General features: G+C 69.6%; 17 protein-coding genes. 5 read left to right on the plus strand and 12 right to left on the minus strand.

All coding sequences use genetic code 11. From position 1 onward, the window contains the following. The first annotated feature begins 24 nt into the window (after positions 1-24). Positions 25-771, plus strand: coding sequence for a hypothetical protein (locus tag ACFTS5_RS29290; protein WP_378637211.1), 747 nt, complete (start codon positions 25-27; stop codon positions 769-771). 84 nt (positions 772-855) lie between these two features. Next, on the plus strand, positions 856-2013 hold the full coding sequence (locus ACFTS5_RS29295) for an acyl-CoA dehydrogenase family protein (RefSeq protein WP_378637213.1): 1158 nt from the start codon (positions 856-858) through the stop codon (positions 2011-2013). On the opposite strand, the gene ACFTS5_RS29300 is transcribed toward ACFTS5_RS29295, so the two are convergent. From ACFTS5_RS29300 to ACFTS5_RS29320, 5 genes are all read right to left on the minus strand, one after another. After that, positions 1988-2959, minus strand: coding sequence for a TIGR03564 family F420-dependent LLM class oxidoreductase (locus ACFTS5_RS29300; protein ID WP_378637215.1), 972 nt, complete (start codon positions 2957-2959; stop codon positions 1988-1990). The genes ACFTS5_RS29295 and ACFTS5_RS29300 overlap by 26 nt on opposite strands. 171 nt (positions 2960-3130) lie before the next feature. Next, positions 3131-3946 carry an imidazole glycerol phosphate synthase subunit HisF gene (gene hisF, locus ACFTS5_RS29305; protein WP_378637218.1) on the minus strand — a complete coding sequence of 272 codons (816 nt, stop codon included), beginning with the start codon at positions 3944-3946 and terminating at the stop codon, positions 3131-3133. A gap of 5 nt (positions 3947-3951) precedes the next feature. Further along, positions 3952-4773: an inositol monophosphatase family protein gene (locus tag ACFTS5_RS29310; RefSeq protein WP_378637220.1), complete on the minus strand. Its 822-nt coding sequence runs from the start codon at positions 4771-4773 to the stop codon at positions 3952-3954. Between the two features lie 8 nt (positions 4774-4781). Then, positions 4782-5513, minus strand: a complete 732-nt coding sequence (priA, locus tag ACFTS5_RS29315; protein WP_378637223.1) for a bifunctional 1-(5-phosphoribosyl)-5-((5-phosphoribosylamino)methylideneamino)imidazole-4-carboxamide isomerase/phosphoribosylanthranilate isomerase PriA — start codon at positions 5511-5513, stop codon at positions 4782-4784. 141 nt (positions 5514-5654) lie between these two features. Next, the gene (locus ACFTS5_RS29320) at positions 5655-6140 is read right to left on the minus strand and encodes a carboxymuconolactone decarboxylase family protein (RefSeq protein WP_378637224.1); all 486 of its coding nucleotides are present in this window, start codon (positions 6138-6140) and stop codon (positions 5655-5657) included. A 166-nt stretch (positions 6141-6306) separates the two neighbouring features. Here ACFTS5_RS29320 and ACFTS5_RS29325 point away from each other — a divergent pair, with 166 nt between their 5' ends. Beyond that, positions 6307-7212: an RNA polymerase sigma-70 factor gene (locus ACFTS5_RS29325; RefSeq protein ID WP_378637227.1), complete on the plus strand. Its 906-nt coding sequence runs from the start codon at positions 6307-6309 to the stop codon at positions 7210-7212. A 36-nt stretch (positions 7213-7248) separates the two neighbouring features. Here ACFTS5_RS29325 and ACFTS5_RS29330 read toward each other — a convergent pair whose 3' ends face one another. After that, positions 7249-7851, minus strand: coding sequence for a maleylpyruvate isomerase family mycothiol-dependent enzyme (locus tag ACFTS5_RS29330; protein WP_378637229.1), 603 nt, complete (start codon positions 7849-7851; stop codon positions 7249-7251). Positions 7852-8082: 231 nt separating this feature from the next. Between ACFTS5_RS29330 and ACFTS5_RS29335 the strand changes: the two genes are divergently transcribed. Further along, a complete protein-coding gene (locus ACFTS5_RS29335) occupies positions 8083-9324 on the plus strand; it encodes a DUF2786 domain-containing protein (protein ID WP_378637232.1) in 1242 nt (413 codons plus the stop codon). 62 nt (positions 9325-9386) lie between these two features. Continuing rightward, positions 9387-10001, plus strand: coding sequence for a nucleotidyltransferase family protein (locus ACFTS5_RS29340; protein ID WP_378637234.1), 615 nt, complete (start codon positions 9387-9389; stop codon positions 9999-10001). Positions 10002-10088: 87 nt separating this feature from the next. Here ACFTS5_RS29340 and hisH read toward each other — a convergent pair whose 3' ends face one another. The 6 genes from hisH to ACFTS5_RS29370 form a co-directional block, all read right to left on the minus strand. Then, a complete protein-coding gene (gene hisH / locus ACFTS5_RS29345; protein ID WP_378637237.1) occupies positions 10089-10718 on the minus strand; it encodes an imidazole glycerol phosphate synthase subunit HisH in 630 nt (209 codons plus the stop codon). Beyond that, the gene (gene hisB, locus ACFTS5_RS29350) at positions 10715-11329 is read right to left on the minus strand and encodes an imidazoleglycerol-phosphate dehydratase HisB (protein ID WP_056824871.1); all 615 of its coding nucleotides are present in this window, start codon (positions 11327-11329) and stop codon (positions 10715-10717) included. Before hisB ends, hisH begins: the two co-directional genes overlap by 4 nt. Before the next feature lie 23 nt (positions 11330-11352). Next, on the minus strand, positions 11353-12480 hold the full coding sequence (locus tag ACFTS5_RS29355; protein WP_378637240.1) for a histidinol-phosphate transaminase: 1128 nt from the start codon (positions 12478-12480) through the stop codon (positions 11353-11355). Further along, positions 12477-13814, minus strand: a complete 1338-nt coding sequence (gene hisD, locus ACFTS5_RS29360; RefSeq protein ID WP_378637243.1) for a histidinol dehydrogenase — start codon at positions 13812-13814, stop codon at positions 12477-12479. Before hisD ends, ACFTS5_RS29355 begins: the two co-directional genes overlap by 4 nt. 130 nt (positions 13815-13944) lie before the next feature. Then, positions 13945-15519, minus strand: coding sequence for a protein kinase (locus ACFTS5_RS29365; RefSeq protein ID WP_378637363.1), 1575 nt, complete (start codon positions 15517-15519; stop codon positions 13945-13947). 112 nt (positions 15520-15631) lie between these two features. After that, positions 15632-17374, minus strand: coding sequence for a penicillin-binding transpeptidase domain-containing protein (locus ACFTS5_RS29370; protein ID WP_378637246.1), 1743 nt, complete (start codon positions 17372-17374; stop codon positions 15632-15634). Between the last annotated feature and the right edge of the window lie 52 nt (positions 17375-17426).

The following is a 17426-nucleotide window of genomic DNA, read 5'->3' on the forward strand; positions in this document are numbered from 1 at the left end:
ACCCCCGATCGATGAGGATCACAGATGAAGATGTCAACCACCCTGGCCACGGCGGCCATGACCGCGCTCGCCCTGTGTGTCGGGACCGGGACCGGCAACGCCGATCCCGCACCACAGACCGAGGTGCGCTACGAGGTGAGCAGGCAGGGTGACTCCGCGGTGCTGTCCACCGACGGCAAACTGCAGGTCGTCGACGGCCAGCTGGTGCTCACCACCGGCGCCGACACCCCGGTCGCCGCACTGCCGCTGACCTACCGCATGGACGACAAGGTGTTCCCGATCGCCGCCACCGTCGACGGCGGCACCGCGACGCTGACCCCGTCCAAGGAGGGCGGCACTGCGGTGGCCCCGGCGACGAACCTGATCACCCAGGACGTGGCCGCGCAGCAGATCGCCGAGTCCTTCACCCCGCGTGATCAGGCCGCGCTCGGCGTCCTCAGCCAGCGCCTCGGCGTCGGTGGCGCCGTGGCGGCCATCGTCGGCGCGGTGGTCGGCGGCGGCATCGGTTGCCTGGTCGGCGGTGCCGCGGGCGCGACCATCGCCAGCCCGGTGATCGTGCTGCTGGTGCCGTGGGTCGGCGCCACCGTGGCCGGTTGCGTGCTCGGCGCGGCCACACTCGGTGCGGTCGGCACGATGATCGGTCTGGTCACCGTCGGCGGTCCGCTGGCGCTGTTCTCGGCCTACCAGTACTTCTCGACCATTCTCGCCCCGTGCCCGGCCGAGCTCGGCGCCTACTGCAAGGACCCCGCGGTCCCCACACCGCCGAAGTAGTACGCACCGCCGTCTCGCCGGCCCACCCGATCACCGCGTCGGGCGGGCCGGCTCGTGGCCGTTTCCGGCCGGTAAGGATTCCCCATGCGCAGAACAGTTTTCGATGCCGAGCACCGCGCCTTCCGCGCGACGATGCGCGCGTTCATCGATGCCGAGGTCGTGCCGAGTTTCGGCAAGTGGTACGACGACGGACTGGTGCCGCGCGAATTCTATTACCGGCTGGGCGAACTCGGGATCCTCGGCATGGAGGTGCCCGTCGAACACGGCGGATCCGGCCTGGACTCGTTCCGGTACCGGGCGGTGCTCACCGAGGAGATCGCGCGCGCCGCGGTGTCTTTCGGCGGCTCCAGCGCTCATGTGTCGCGCTGTCTGCCCCTGATCAACGACCTGGCGACCGCCGAACAGCGGCAGCGCTGGCTGCCCGGATTCGTCACCGGCGAAACGATGTTCGCGCTCGCGGTCGCCGAACCGGGCACCGGCTCGGAGCCGTCGGACATGCGTACCACCGCGCCACTGTCGCTGGACGGCAGCGAATACCTGCTCAACGGTTCGAAGACCTACGTCATCGGGGGCGCGCACGCCGACCGAGTCATCGTGTGCGCGCGTACCGCGCCACCGAGCGCGGACGACCCCACCTACGGCCTGTCGCTGCTGGTCGTCGACAGCGCCGCCCCCGGCTACCGCGTCGGGCGCGCCCTCGACACCCTCGGCCGAAAGGTCTGCGACATAGTTCAGCTCACCTTCACCGATGTGCGGGTGCCGGTGACCGATCGGCTCGGTGCCGCGCACCGTGGCGACGACCATCTCGCCGCACAGCTGCCACGGGAACGGCTCACCATCGCCGTCGGCGCCCACGCGCAGGCCAGGGCCGCGGTGCGTTTCGCGCACCGCTTCACCGCCGAGCGCACCGCGTTCACCCACTCGGTGGCGAGTTTCCAGAACACCACGTTCGAGCTGGCCGCCTGCCGCGCCGAGGTCGACGCCATCGAGGCGGTGGTCGATCGCGCGCTCGCCGCCCACGATCGCGGCGACCTGACCCCCGCGGACGCGGCCTCGGCGAAGCTGTTCTGCACCGAGTCGGCCGGGCGGGTGATCGACCGCTGCCTCCAATTGCACGGCGGGGTCGGCTATCTCGCGGACTCCCCCATCGCCCGCCTCTACGCCGACCACCGCATCGATCGGATCGTGGGTGGCACCAGCGAAGTGCTGCGCACCATCATCGCCGCCGAGATGGGGTTGTGACGCCGGATCGGCGGGCGCGATCGAGCTCACCGAGCAGCCGCCAGGTGCGCTGCTGGTCCTCGGGCGTGGTGAGGTCGGTCTGGGAGAACACCACATCGGTGGCGCCCGCGGCGAAGTAGTCGGCCACGCGGGCGGCGACCGCCTCCTCGTCACCGATCACCACGAGTTCGGCGGCCCGCTGGGCGCCCGACAGCGCGACCACGCGCTGATACGACGGAATCGTGTCGTAAAAGGCGGTTTTCGCCTCGGCGATGCTCCGGGCCGCGGCGACGTCGGCGGTCACGACGCCGGGCACCATCGCCACGATGCGGGGATGCGGCCTGCCCGCGGCCGTCGCGGCGGCGGTCAGCGGCGCGACGATATGTTCGGCCAGCGCCTCGGGACCGACCAGGAAGGGCAACGTGCCGTCGGCCAGTTCGCCGGTGGCTCGCAGCGCCTGCGGCCCCATGGCCGCGACCAGCACCGGCACCGTCGGGTCGGCACCCGCCACCGCCGCGGGCATCGGACTGGCGGCGGTCACCGTCTCACCGCGGAAGTCCACCGCACCGGTGTCGAGAATCGACCGCAGCGCCGTGAGGAATTCACGCAGCCGGAGACCGGGCCGGTCGAACGGCCCACCGAACGCGCGTTCGGACAGCGACCGCGCGCCGAGCCCCAACCCGAGCACGAACCGTCCACCGGTCGCCGCCTGCGCGGTCTGCGCCTGACCGGCCACCAGCAGCGGATGCCTGCCCGGCACCGGAACGACCGAAGTCCCCACTTCGATTCCGGGCACCGCCCGGCCGATCAACGCCGCCAACACGATCGCGTCACTGCTGAAGGTCTGCCCCAACCACACCGAACTCAGCCCCACCTCGGCGGCGACTGTGCCCAGATCGACGGCCGTGTCCACGGCATTGGCGGAGTTGTCGAGAACGAACGGGGACAACGCGATTCCGATGCTCATCCCCGCACCAACGTCGGCGACAACGGAAATCATCGCGATCCACGCACGCTGATTCCAATGTCGGCGACCAGCTCACCGTCGGCGCTCGGTCGATACGTTCCGCCGGATCATCGTGCTGTGAAGCCGAATCGGTTCGGCGTCAGGTGAATTCGGCTCGACAGCTGACTGATGTCAGCGGACGGTGATGCCGTCCGCGCGCATCGCGTTCTTCACCTGGCCGATGGTGAGGTCGCCGAAGTGGAAGACGCTCGCGGCGAGGACCGCGTCGGCGCCGGCGTGGACAGCGGGCGGGAAGTGTTCTACCGCGCCCGCGCCGCCGCTGGCGATCACCGGAACGCGCACCGCGGCGCGCACCGCGGCGATCATCGGCAGGTCGAAACCGGCCTTGGTGCCGTCGGCGTCCATCGAGTTCAGCAGGATCTCGCCGACACCGAGTTCGGCGCCGCGGATGGCCCATTCGACGGCGTCGATGCCGGTGCCACGCTTGCCGCCGTGGGTGGTGACCTCCCAGCCGGACGGGGTGTCGGGCTGACCGTCGGGCACGGTGCGCGCGTCGACCGAGAGCACGATGCACTGGGCGCCGAAGCGTTGCGACATCTCGAACAGCACCTCGGGGCGTGCGATGGCGGCGGTGTTCACCGACACCTTGTCGGCGCCGGCGCGCAGCAGCCGGTCGACATCCTCGACCGTGCGTACGCCACCGCCGACGGTGAGCGGGATGAAGATCTGCTCGGCGGTGCGGGTCACCACGTCGAGCATGGTGCCGCGGTCGCCGGTGGAGGCGGTGACGTCGAGGAAGGTCAGTTCGTCGGCGCCCTGGGCGTCGTAGGTCGCGGCCAGTTCCACCGGATCGCCCGCGTCGCGCAGGTTCTGGAAGTTGACGCCCTTGACCACGCGACCCGCGTCGACGTCCAGGCACGGGATCACGCGGACCGCCAAGGTGCTCGGCGCGGTAGTGCCGGGTCGTTCGTCGGTGCGCGGTGTCATGGGGTTCACCCTCGTTCTTCTTCGCTGACGGTGCAAATCATTTCCAGCAGTTCCTCGTGCACGCCCGGCGCGGCGGCCAGCACCGAACCGGAGGTGATCGTCCACGGCGCGCCCGCCAGGTCGGTGACCACGCCACCCGCGGCGCGCACCAGCGCGACCCCGGCCGCGTTGTCCCACGGATGGTGCCCGAACACGACCGCGCCGCCGAGCACCCCCGAGGCGGTGAACGCCAGGTCGATGCCGGTGGCGCCGTGCATCCGCACCCGCGAGGACAACCGGCTCAGCGCACCGAGCAGGTCGAACCGGAACTGGCCGGGGATGCGACCCGCCGAGTCGAGGTTGAAGGCGCCGAATCCGATCATGGAGTTGGCGAGCTTGCCCGGTTCCAGCGGTGGCAGGGCCACACCGTCGAGATACAAGGGTCCACCGGTCACCGCGGCGTAGCGGCGACCGAGCATGGGCAGCCAGGTCAGGCCGATCACCGGCTCGCCCTCGTGCACCAGCGCCAGCAGGGTGCCCGACATCGGGTGGCCCGAGGAATAGTTGAAGGTGCCGTCGATCGGATCGAGTACCCAGGCCGTGCCCGAGGTGAGCGCCGGTCCGCCGAATTCCTCCCCGTGCACCGCGATGCCGGTCCGTTGCTGCAGTTCGGCGGAGATGGTGCGTTCCAGCTCGAGATCGAGTTCGGTGGCGAAGTCGTTGCGGCCCTTGGTCACCGCGCTCGGCGCGCCGAGTCCTTCGACGAATCGCGGGACCACGCCGTCCAGGATCTGGGTGGCGACGGTCAGCAGGTCGGTCAGTTCGGCGGTGCTCGGCGCGGCGGTCATCGGCGGTGTCAGCGCACCGCGGCCAGAGCTTCGGGCAGCGTGAAGCGGCCCGCGTACAACGCCTTGCCGATGATCGCGCCCTCCACACCGTCGTCGGCCAGGCCGGCGATGGCGACGAGGTCGTCGAGCACCGAGATGCCGCCGGAGGCGACCACCGGTGCCTCGGCGGCGTTGGCGACCTCGCTCAGCAGCTCGAGGTTGGGGCCGGTCAGCGTGCCGTCCTTGGAGACGTCGGTGACCACATACCGCGCGCAACCGTCACGCTCGAGGCGTTCGAGCACCTCCCACAGGTCGCCGCCGTCGGTCACCCAGCCACGACCGCGCAACCGCCACTGTCCGTCGATCTGCTTGACGTCGAGCCCCACCGCGATCCGGTCGCCGTACTCGCCGAGCACTCGCGCGCACCACTGCGGATTCTCGATCGCCGCGGTGCCGATGTTCACCCGCGCGCACCCGGTCGCCAGTGCCGCCTTCAGCGAATCGTCGTCGCGGATACCACCGGACAGCTCGACCTTCACGTCGAGTTCGCCGACGACCTGAGCGATCAGTTCGCGATTGCTCCCCTTGCCGAAGGCCGCGTCGAGATCGACCAGATGCACCCACTCGGCCCCCGCTTGCTGCCACGCCAACGCCGCGTCCCGAGGCGACCCATAGCTCGTTTCGCTACCGGCCTCCCCTTGCACAAGGCGCACGGCCTCACCATTGGCGACATCGACAGCGGGCAACAGCACAAGACTCACGCATTCAGACTAGTAGGTCTGTGTCGCCGTTCCCGCAACGGTCCGCGACGGTGAGGCCCGTGTCACGCGAACCGCGCGCACAGACGCTCGGCGTCGAGCGGGTCGGCCCGGATCCGACGACCCGGGCCGACCACGATTCGCTCAGCCTGCCGCGGTGTCGAACGCGCCGGGCTCGTAGGCACCGCCCTGCCGGCGCAGGATGACACCGAGCCGGTTGGCGGCGTTGATCTGGGCCACCACCGCGATCAGGGCGGCGAGCTGCTCGTCGTCGTAGTGCTCGCGCACCTGGGCCCAGGTCTCGTCGGACACGCCCCGCGCGGCGTCGGCGACGCGGGTCCCTTCCTCGGCCAGCGCCAGCGCCGCCCGTTCCGCGTCGGTGAACACGGCCGACTCACGCCATGCGGCAACGAGATTGATCCGCGTCGCGGACTGCCCGGAGTGGGCGAGATCCTTGCTGTGCGTGTCGGTGCAGTAGCCGCAGCCGTTGATCTGGCTGACGCGCAGCATCACCAGGTCCTGGGTGGCTTTCGGCAGGGTCGACCGGATCAGTGCCAGGCTGGCGTTGCCGAACCGCTTGCCGAACTCGGCGCCGACCTCGGTGCCGAAAAGGTTGAATCGGGGTTCCATGACGTGTTCCTCACTGCTGGTGCTGAATCGAACGACCATGAGACGGCGGCGATCGGACCTCCGTAACAGCTCGCCGACGTGATCCACGCCACTGCGGATCGGTGTTACGCGACGGCCTCGGCCGGCGTCTGGTGTGCGTCACATCTGAGTGGAAAAGGAGCTACCCATGGCGCCACAGCCCGAGGGCACAGCGAAGGACCCGGCGACGGAGGTGTTCGTCGCCCATCGCAATCTGCTGTTCACGGTCGCCTACGAGATGCTCGGCTCGGCTGCCGACGCCGAGGACGTCCTCCAGGAGACGTGGCTGCGGTGGGTGGGCGTCGATCTCGACGCGGTGCGCGACCAGCGCGCGTATCTGGTCAGGATCACGACCCGCCGGTCCCTCGATCGGTTGCGCACGCTGGGCCGGCGCCGGGAGTCCTATGTCGGCCCCTGGCTGCCCGAACCGCTGCTGACCACGCCCGACGTGGCCGAGGACGTCGAGTTGGCCGAGAGCGTCTCGATGGCGATGCTGCTCGTTCTGGAGACGCTGACGCCGATCGAAAGGGCGGTGTTCGTGCTGCGCGAGGTATTCGATCTGGACTACGACGAGATCGCCGAGGCCGTCGACAAGAGTCCGGCCGCCGTCCGCCAGCTGGCATACCGGGCGCGCGCCCACGTCGCAGCTCGCCGACCGCGCGGCATCGTGTCGGCGAGCGAATCCCGCGATGCGCTCGCGGCGTTCCAGCGGGCGATCGAGACCGGCGATCTCCAGAACCTGCTCGACCTGCTCGCACCGGATGTCGTGTTCCTCGGCGACGGCGGCGGAATCAAGCAGGCCGCGCTGTCGCCCATCGTGGGGGCCGACCTGGTCGCCGCCTTGCTCACCGCCAGTGTGCCCAGGATCGGCGCGGCGATGACTGTCGAATCGGCACAGCTCAACGGCCACCCGGCCCTGATCCTGCGCCTCGACGGCGTCATCGACACAGTCTTCGCGGTCCGCGTCGACGACGGCTTCATCACCGGCCTCTACTCCGTCCGCAACCCCGACAAGCTGTCGCGGACCGATACAGCGACCACGCTGCGACGCTGACCTGGTCGGCCTTCGCCGCCGGCAGGCGCGTGGTAGTCAGCCGAGGCGGCGGCGGAGTTCGGGGAGTCCGCCGCCGGTGAGGTCGTCGAGCGCGGCCGTGCGGCCGACGACGGCCAGGGCGATGGCCTCGCCGGGGCCGCGCACTTCCGGGCCGTCGCCGGAGGACCAGTCGACGTCGGTGGCGACGAAACGCAGACCCTTGGCGTACCTGGCCGGGAAGGCGAAGGGGTCGGGGTAGTTCAGGACCGCGATGAGACGGTCGGCGGGGATCGTGCGCGGGCGGCCGAGGGGACGGCGGATGTCCTGGTGGTGAACCACGAGGTCGGAGAGCATCAGCCGCGGTGAGTACTTCGACAGGCGACCCGACTCGGTGTCGAGCTTGTCCACCAGCTGCGCGGTCGTCAGCCCCGAGAACGCCTGCGCGAGTGCGCTGTTGGTGCGGTTGACCGAGCCCCGGCTCTTCACCACGACCGCTGCGTAGCCCAGCGGGCTGAGGGTGTCCTGCAACAGGTGCCCGACGACGTCACGAACCCGCCACCCCGCGCACAGCGACGGCGTCTCCCATTCCTGCTCGCTCAGCCCCCGCAGCAGTTCGACCAGCTCCGCTCGTTCGTCGAGCACCATCCCCCGATAACTCATCCCGCCAGCCTAGGCTCACCGACCGACTTCCGAAACCCTCTTCCCGCAGTTCCGTTGGGCGAGTAGCGATTACGACCGCACGATCAACCAGGAGTCGCTGACCTGCCTCGACAATTCGACGCAGGCCGACGACCCCGCGGCCGCACAGGACCGATGCGCGACAATGGACGCCACGAACACTACCTACCCCCGTTGCGGGTACTACCTCCACGAACAGGATCGGCGCAACCCTTGGCCAAGCAGAATCGTCGGCGCCGGACTGGCCGTAAACCGGCAGCCGCTCCCGGACTTCCGATCGATGCCGCGTGGTCGGGCGACCGGTCGCAGGTGGCCGACGCGATCGCGACCGTGGCCTTCCTCGCCGCCCAGGGCGACAAGAACGCCATCGGGCGATTCGCCGAACAGGTCGCGGGCGCCGAATCGGGCGCCGGAGTTCAGCTCGCCGCTCAGCGAATCATTCTTCGCGCCTTCGAGTTCGGCTGGTTGCCTCGCGATGTTCACGAGGCCGCGCGCAGACGGGTGGACGAGTTCGCGGTGAGTTACCTGACCGATCTGATGGCCGAGCACCGGTCCGATTTCTCCGCCGAGTCCGTCGACGAGATCTGGCAGGCGCAACTGGACGAGCTGGGCGCCACGGTGTGGTGGACATCCGAGCAACCCCACCTCGATCAATGGGCCGACCGGGCACTCCTCACCCGTGAAGAGGCTCTCACCGCAGCCCTGACCGCCCTCGCCCTGCTCGTCCAACTCCCGAAACTCGAACAGATCGTCGCGCTCCCCGGCACCCGCAGGCAGAGCGCCACCCATCACCATGTGGACGAGAAGACCCTCGGCCGAGTGCGCGGCCTGCTCGCCAAGGCCGAATCGACGTCCTTCGCCGAGGAAGCGGAAACGCTGTCCGCCAAGGCGCAAGAACTCATGACCAAGTACGCGATCGACCGCGCCCTGCTCGACACCCAGCGCACCGACCCCGACCTCCCCGCCGCCCGCCGCATCTGGCTGGAAACCCCCTACACCGACGCCAAAGCCCTGCTCATCGACATGGTCACCCGAGCCAACCGCTGCCGCGCGATCTTCGTCGCCGACTGGGGATTCGTCACGATCGTCGGCGACGACCCCGACCTCGACGCCGTGGAGATCCTGTCCACCTCCCTGCTCGTCCAAGCCACCCGCACCATGATCGACAACGCCACCACCGAGGAATCCCGCTCCCGCCACTACCGCAAGGCCTACCTCACCGCCTATGCCACGCGAGTCGGCGAACGCCTCGCCGACGCCGCCGAAGCAACCATCGCCGACTCCCCCGACCCCACCCACCTGCTCCCCGCCCTCGCCACCCACCGACAACGAGTGGACAAGGCCTTCGCCACCTACTTCCCCACCGCCCGCACCCGAGGCATCACCATCCGCAGCGCCGAAGGCTGGACCGCGGGCACCGAAGCCGCCGACCGAGCCCACTTCGACAACTCCTGACCCGATCGCCGTTCGCGAGCAGGGGTCGCCCCGGTATCCCGGCGTAGTGGTAGGCATGGGCGGTGATCAGCCAACTGCCTCTCGACGAACAACTCGGCGCCTTCCGAGACGCGCTCTCGCGCAACGAGGTACTGACGGAGGTGCTGTCCCGATCGGCGTCCTTGGCGCTGCCCGGCTGGTATCTGACGGCGGGTTGCCTGTTCCAGACCGTCTGGAACGCAGTCACCGGCCGCGCCCCCGGCGAGGGCATCAAGGACTACGACCTGTTCTATTTCGACGCCACCGACCTGTCCTGGGAGGCGGAGGACGTGGTCATCCAGTCGGCGAAACAAGTATTCGCCGACATCCCCGCCGACGTGGAGATCCGCAACGAGGCGCGGGTCCACCTCTGGTACGAGGAGAAGTTCGGCACGCCGTGTCCTGCGCACAGGTCGACCGAGGACGCGATCGACTCCTTCGCTGCGACCACGTGTTGCTTGGGGGTTCGCGTCGAGCAACCCGGCGATCGTTGGCGCGTCTACGCGCCGCACGGGCTGTCCGACGTCTTCAACCTCGTCGTGCGGCCCAATCCGGTCTTGGCGCCGCGCCACGTCTACGAGGCGAAGGCCGACCGCTGGCGCCGTCAGTGGCCCGAGTTGACGGTGCTGCCCTGGCCCACAGCGGCGACCCCGACGTGACCAGCTGACGCCACGCGACCCTGGGCGGGTCGATTGTCGCCGCCCCACCAGAATCGCGACCGATCCTGTGCAGAGTCCGTGACCGGCTTACAGCGAGCCGATCCAGTTGCGCAGCAGTTGCGCACCCGCGTCGCCGGACTTCTCCGGGTGGAACTGGGTGGCCGAGAGCGGTCCGTTCTCGACGGCGGCCAGGAAGGGGACGCCGTGTTCGGCCCAGGTGAGCTTCGGGGGGGCGATGTGCTCGTTGCCGGGGAGTTCCCACTGTTGGGCCGCGTAGGAGTGGACGAAGTAGAAGCGGGTGTCGGCGTCCATGCCGGCGAACAGGGTGCTGTCACCGGGTGCCTTGACCGTGTTCCAGCCCATGTGGGGAAGGACAGGAGCGTCCAGTCCCGCGACGGTGCCGGGCCATTCGCCGCAGCCTTCGGTCTCGACACCGAACTCGACGCCGCGGTCGAACATGATCTGCATGCCGACGCAGATGCCGAGCACGGGACGTCCGCCGGCGAGGCGCTGGCCGATCATGCGATCACCGCGCACCGACAGCAGCCCGGCCATGCAGGCCGCGTACGCGCCGACGCCGGGGACGACGAGGCCGTCCGCGGCCAAGGCGGCGGTGGGGTCGGCCGTGACCTCCACCTGCGCACCGGCGCGTACCAGCGCGCGTTCGGCGGAGTGCAGATTGCCGGAGCCGTAGTCCAGCAGCACAACGGATTTCACAGCACTCCCTTGGTGGAGGGCACACCACTGACCCGGGGGTCGATTTCCACGGCGGCGCGCAGAGCCCGCGCGACAGCCTTGAATTCGGCCTCGGTGATGTGGTGCTGGTCGCGGCCGTAGAGCACCCGCACGTGCAGCGCGATGCGGGCGTTCTGCGCGATCGACTCGAAGACGTGCTTGTTGAGCACCGTCGAGTACGAAGCGCCGGGGCCCGCGCTCGGGATGATGGTGTGCACGAGGTGTTCGGGCTCACCGGTGAACACGCAGTACGGCCGGCCGGACACGTCGACGGCGGCGTGCGCGAGGGTCTCGTCCATCGGGATGAACGCGTCGCCGAAGCGGCGGATCCCCTTCTTGTCGCCCAGCGCCTGCCCGAGCGCCTGTCCCAGCACGATCGCGGTGTCCTCGACCGTGTGGTGCGCTTCGATCTCGATGTCACCCTCGGCCCGTACCACCAGGTCGAACCCGGCGTGCGCGCCGAGCGCGGTCAGCATGTGGTCGTAGAACGGCACCCCGGTGGAGATCTCGGTCTGCCCGGTGCCGTCGAGGTTCAGCTCCACCAGAATCGAGGACTCTTTGGTGACGCGTTCCACCCGCGCTGTTCTGCTCATGATGTGTTCCTCCACAGGTGGATTCAGTGAGTAAGGGCGGTGCCCGCGATATCGCGGCTCACGCGCAGGAATTCGTCGTTCTCGGCGGCGAGGCCGATGGTGGCGCGCAGGTACCCGGGGATGCCGACATCGCGGATCAGCACACCCGCGTCGAGATAGTGCTGCCACGCGGCGCCCGCGTCGGTGAACCGGCCGAACAGCACGAAGTTGGCGTCGCTGGGGATCACGTCGAATCCGAGCGCGGCCAGTGCGGCGGCGACCCGATCACGCTGGGCCGCCAGTTCCGCGACGCTGCCCAGGGTTTCGTCAGCGTGACGCAATGCCGCGCGCGCGGCGGCCTGGGTGACCACCGACAGGTGATACGGCAAGCGCACCAGCAAAATCGCGTCGATCACCGCAGGCGAAGCGGCGAGGTAGCCCAGGCGCCCACCCGCGAACGCGAACGCCTTGCTCATGGTGCGGGTGACCACGAGCTTGGTCGGGAACCGGTCGATCAACGTGATCGCGCTGGGTGCCGCGGAGAACTCCCCGTACGCCTCGTCCACCACGACGATGCCGGGCGCGACCTCGAGAATCCGCTCGAGCTCGGCGATCGGGATGCTGTGGCCGGTCGGGTTGTTCGGGCTCGTCACGAACACCACGTCGGGTCGGCGTTCGGCGATCTGGGCCACCGCGTAGTCGATGTCGAGCGAGAAGTCACCGCTGCGCTTGGCCTCGACCCACTCGGTGTCGATGCCCTCCGAGATGATCGGGTGCATCGAGTACGAGGGCACGAAACCCAGTGCGCTGCGGCCCGGTCCGCCGAACGCCTGCAACAGCTGCTGCAGGATCTCGTTGGAGCCGTTGGCCGCCCACACATTCGCGGTGTCGACGGCGATCCCGGTCTGGCGGGTCAGATACTCGGCCAGGTCGTGGCGCAGCGCCACAGCGTCGCGATCCGGGTACCGGTGCAGATCGGCGGCGGCGGCGCGCACCGACTCGGCGACATCGTCGATCAGCGCCTTGCTGGGCGGGTGCGGGTTCTCGTTGGTGTTGAGCTGCACCGGCACCGTCAATTGCGGCGCGCCATAAGGCGATTTGCCCCGCAGGTTGTCGCGCAGCGGTAGCTGGTCCAGGGTCGCCGAGGCGCCGGGCACGGTGGGAGTACTCACGACAGCGCCTCGAAACGCGCCTGCACGGCCTGCCCGTGCGCGGGCAGATCCTCCGCGTTGGCCAGGGCGACAACGTGTCCGGCGACATCCTTCAACGCCGCCTCGGTGTACTCCACGATGTGGATGCCACGCAAAAACGTCTGCACGCTCAGTCCCGAGGAGTGCCGCGCGCACCCCGCGGTCGGCAGCACGTGGTTCGAACCCGCGCAGTAGTCGCCGAGGCTGACGGGCGCCCACGGGCCGACGAAGATCGCACCGGCACTGCGCACCCGCGCGGCGACAGCGGCGGCGTCGACGGTCTGGATCTCGAGGTGCTCGGCGGCGTAGGCGTCGACCACACGCAGACCCTGCGCGATGTCGTCGACGAGCACGATCCCGGACTGTTTGCCGCTCAACGCTTCCCGCACGCGATCGTGGTGCTTGACCACGGCGAGCTGAGCGTTCACGGCGGCGTCGACCGCGTCGGCCAGCGCGGGAGAATCGGTGACCAGCACACTGGCGGCGAGCACATCGTGCTCGGCCTGGCTGATCAGGTCGGCGGCCACGTGCACCGGATCGGCCGTGGCGTCGGCCAGCACGGCGATCTCGGTGGGGCCCGCCTCGGCATCGATGCCGACCAGCCCACGGCACAGCCGCTTGGCCGCGGTGACGTAGATATTGCCCGGCCCGGTGATCAGGTCGACCGGCTCGAGCGCTCCACCGTCGGTATCGACACCGCCGTAGGACAGCAACGCCACGGCCTGCGCACCGCCGACCGCCCACACCTCGTCGACGCCGAGCAGCGCGGCGGCCGCCATGATCGTCGGGTGCGGCAGCCCACCGAACTGTGCCTGCGGCGGCGAGGCCACCACCAGCGACTCGACGCCGGCGGCCTGCGCGGGCACCACGTTCATCACGACCGACGACGGGTACACGGCGTTGCCGCCGGGCACGTACAGCCCGACCCGCTCCACCGGCAGCCACTTCTCGGTGACGGTGCCACCGGGCACGACCTCGGTCACCGTGTCGGTGCGCCGCTGATCGGCGTGCACCTTCCTGGTCCGCTCGATCGCCACCTCGAGTGCGGCGCGCACCGCCGGGTCCAGCTCGGCGAGCGCCTTGGTCAGCTCGCCGACCGGTACCCGCACCACGGCGGGCCGCACTCCGTCGAACTTCTCGCTGTAGTCCAGCGCCGCCTCGGCGCCCCGGTCCCGAATGTCCTCGACGACCGGCCGCACATGATGCAGCACCGAGTCCACGTCGACCCCTCCGCGCGGCAGCGCGGTGCGCAGCTCGGCAGCGGAAGGAGTACGACCGCGCAGATCGACGCGGGCGAGCTCGATGCGGGAAGTCATATCGGGGTACGGTCCTGTTCTGTGGTGGGGCTCAGGTCAGGTACCAGCCTAATGGTCGCCCGCCATCGCTTTTCCACCCACATCCCGCCGAAGCGACGGACCCGACCGGCGGATCCGTCGCGGACACCAGCTAGCGGGTATCTCCGTCGATGCGCAGACTGCCACCCGAGCTCACCACGCGCATGACCATCGCCTTGGTCGAGCCGTTGATGGTGATGCTGGCCAGGCGCATATTCGTGGACCCGTCGGCGTTGTTGCCGCTGACCGCGGTGATGCTGGCGAAGGTGTCGACGGTGCGGGCGTTCCAGTACTCGCGGAACGCGGACTCGCTGCCATAGACCTGCTGCGCGGCCGGGGTGAGCAGCGACCACGAACCGGCCGGGTCACTGAAGAAGTTCTCGACCAGCAGACCCGCCGATCCGATATCGACGGTGCCGACGTTGCTGGCCTGCCCGAGCGGCGGAACCGCCGCGCTGGGCTTCGGTGCCGCCGACGACTGCGCCGAGGTCTGCGGACCGGCCTGCACTTGCGGCGAATCCGAGTCGGAGCTGTTGAACGCGCTGAACGCCACGGCGACCGCCGCGACCACCGCACCCACCGCGGACCCGATCAGCACCGCACGGCCCTTGCCCGCCTGCTTGCGCGGGGCCGGCATGGGCTGAGCCTGGGTGCGCGGGTGCGCGGCGGTGTCCTGACGGACCTGCGGACGCGGGTTCGAGCGGATCTGACGGGTCGTGGCGGTGGACGCGCCCGCATGGGAGGCCCGGCGACCGGACTGCCGGATCACCTGGGTGGTCGCCGCGGAGTTGCGACGGTTGAAAGCCTCACTGGCGGGGACGAATCCGGCGGGCACCGCGTTCTCGTCCTCGGCGAACGCGGCCAGCGCGTCGCGGGCCTCGGTCATCGTCGGACGGTCGAGGGGGTCCGGGCTGAGCAGATCGAGCAGGAAGTCGGTGGCCGGGCCCGCGTTGTGGGGCTCGCGCACCTGTCCGTTGGCGGCGGCGTAGAGCACCGCCAGCGGGTTGGCGTTGGCGCCGTAGGGCGGTTCGCCTTCCAGCGCGTGGAAAAGCGTTGCGCCGAGGGCGAATACGTCGGCGGCGGGGGTCGGATCGGAGCCGCGCGCGACCTCGGGGGCCAGATAGGCGGCGGTACCGCAGATCAGCCCGGTCTCGGTGAGCGTCACGTCGCCTGCCGCGCGGGAGATGCCGAAGTCGGTGATCTTCACCTCACCGTGGTCGCCGAGCAGGATATTGCCCGGTTTCACGTCGCGGTGCACCAAGCCCGCCTGGTGGGCGGCGATCAGGGAGGAGGCGACCTTCTCCCCGATGCGGGCGACCTCGAGCAGCGGCAGCGGGCCCTTCTGGCCCAGCTCACCCGCGAGGCTGACCGACTTGAGGTACTCCATCACCAGGCACGGATCACCGTTGTGCTCGGTGATGTCGAATACCACGATGGCATTGGGGTGCTGGAAGCGTGCCGCGTTGCGGGCTTCCCGAATCGCGCGCTGGCGCAACACATCCCGCTCGCCCTCGGGCAAGCTGGGTTTGATGTGGATCTGCTTCACTGCCACGGAGCGTTGGAGGCGTTCGTCGACAGCACGCCATACAACGCCTGTGCCGCCGCTACCAATACGCTCGACCAGGCGGTAATGCTCCGCGATCTTCTGACCGGTATCGATGGCGCCTACTCCGAACCTTCTCGAAATTGTGACATCCCGCGTATTGACCATGGATATGGTCCGCCGCCGAGTGTAGCTGGCTGGGTGATGACCGCGTGCGGCAGCGGGGGGATTGCTCGCCTGCGGGGGGAAAGACGACTCATGGTGTCACACGTAGCATCCGTCCCGCTGCCTCGACCGCCGGTCCGGAGCTTCCGGCGTCCGCGACGAACACCGCGAACGCCCGGTCACCGTCGATGCCGACGAACCAGCCGTGGGCGTGGGTGTCGTCGAGGTACTCGGCGGTACCGGTCTTGCCGAGCAGGCCGGGGATGTCACGCAGGGCGGTGGCTGTACCCGCACTCACCGTCTCCCCCATCATGGTCTCTAGCTGCGACGTCACCGTCGCGGGCACCGGCGCCGAAGGCCGGTCGGGAGTGCCGGGACGGCCGCGGATGATGCTCGGAGCCGGCGCGGAACCGTGCGCGAGGGAGGCCGCGACGAGCGCCATTCCGAACGGCGAAGCCGTCACCGTGCCCTGTCCGATGCTCGATTCGACCCGTTGCGCCGGACTTTCGGCGGGTGGAACTTTCCCTGTGACAGTCGTCAAGCCGGGTGTCACATAGTCCACCCCGAGACCCAGCTGCTGGGCCGCCGCGGTGAGTCCGTCGGCAGGCAATTTCACTCCCAGCTCGGCCATCGTGGTGTTGCACGAGCGTGCGAACGCGGTGTGCAGAGGCACCATACCCAGGTCGAAGCCGTTGTCGTTGGGAATCGTGCGGCCCTCGATGGTGGCGCGGCCGGGGCACGGCAGCACGGTGTCGGGCGTGACCCCGCCCGCTTGCAGTGCCGCCGAGACCGTGACGGTCTTGAACGTGGACCCCGGCGGGTAGAGCCCGGTGAGCGCGATCGGGCCCTGAGCGTCGGCGGGTGCGTTCTGGGCGACGGCCAGCACCTCCCCGGTCGAGGGGCGCAGCGCGACGATGGCGGCCGGAGTGGCGATCGGGGTGAGTGCGTCCTCGGCGGCGTGCTGTAGATCGATGTCGAGGGTGCTGGCGATGTCGGCGGTGGGCTTCGCGTCGGGTCCGGCGATGCGCTGAGTGCCTTCGGCGGTCTGCGCGCGAATCGCCCAGCCCGCGGCAGTGTCGGCCTGTTCCTGCCAGATCTCGGCCAATCCCCCGATGGTGGGTCCGGCGAGGGTCTTGTCGACCGTGAGCAACCGGGTCTGTGGCGCAAGCGTCACTCCGCGCACGCCCGTCAGCGCCTGCTGCACCGGTGCGATGTCGGCATCACGCAGCGCCACGGCGGTGATCGGTTTGCCCTGTGCCGCAGCGAGATCGGTTCGCAGGGTGGTCTCGGTGACGCCCTGCGGCGCGAGCAGCGCGGCGACGGCGGGCAGGTCGGCGTCGGGCGCGACGTTGACCAGCGTCACCACCTGCTGGGTCATCAGGTCACCGCCGGAGGCGTCGAGTACCCGCGCCGGTTTCGCCGCGACCGGGCTGTAGCTGAGCGGGCCGAGGTCGAGGCCGGGCGCGACGGTGGTCGGCTGCCAGGCGATCTTCCACTCGTCGTCGCCGGTGGTGGTCCCGGCGCTCGAGTAGGTCCACGCGTTGCGGCCGTCAGGGCCGAATTTCCAGGTGGATTCCAGCGTGAAGGACTTGCCGTCGGTGGACGACACCCGGACCGTGTCGTTCTTGCCGAGGTTCTCGAACAGCGCGGTCAGGACCGGCCGGGCCTGCTCCGGTGCGTCGGTGAGCGCGGCGGCGGCGGATGCGTCTGCGCTGGTGAGCGCGGCGGCGAAGGACTCGGCGACGGTCTGGGGCTGGTCGGGTCCGGAGGAGCACGCGAGGGGCAGCGCAGCGAGCGCGACGAGCAGGACCGATGCCTTTCGTGGTGTGCGCACGAGTCCGAGACTAGCTCGATCCGTGGTGCCGGTGGGGTTGTCGTTTCTGCTG

Source organism: Nocardia sp. NPDC056952, assembly GCF_042674185.1.
Taxonomy (GTDB): Bacteria; Actinomycetota; Actinomycetes; order Mycobacteriales; family Mycobacteriaceae; genus Nocardia.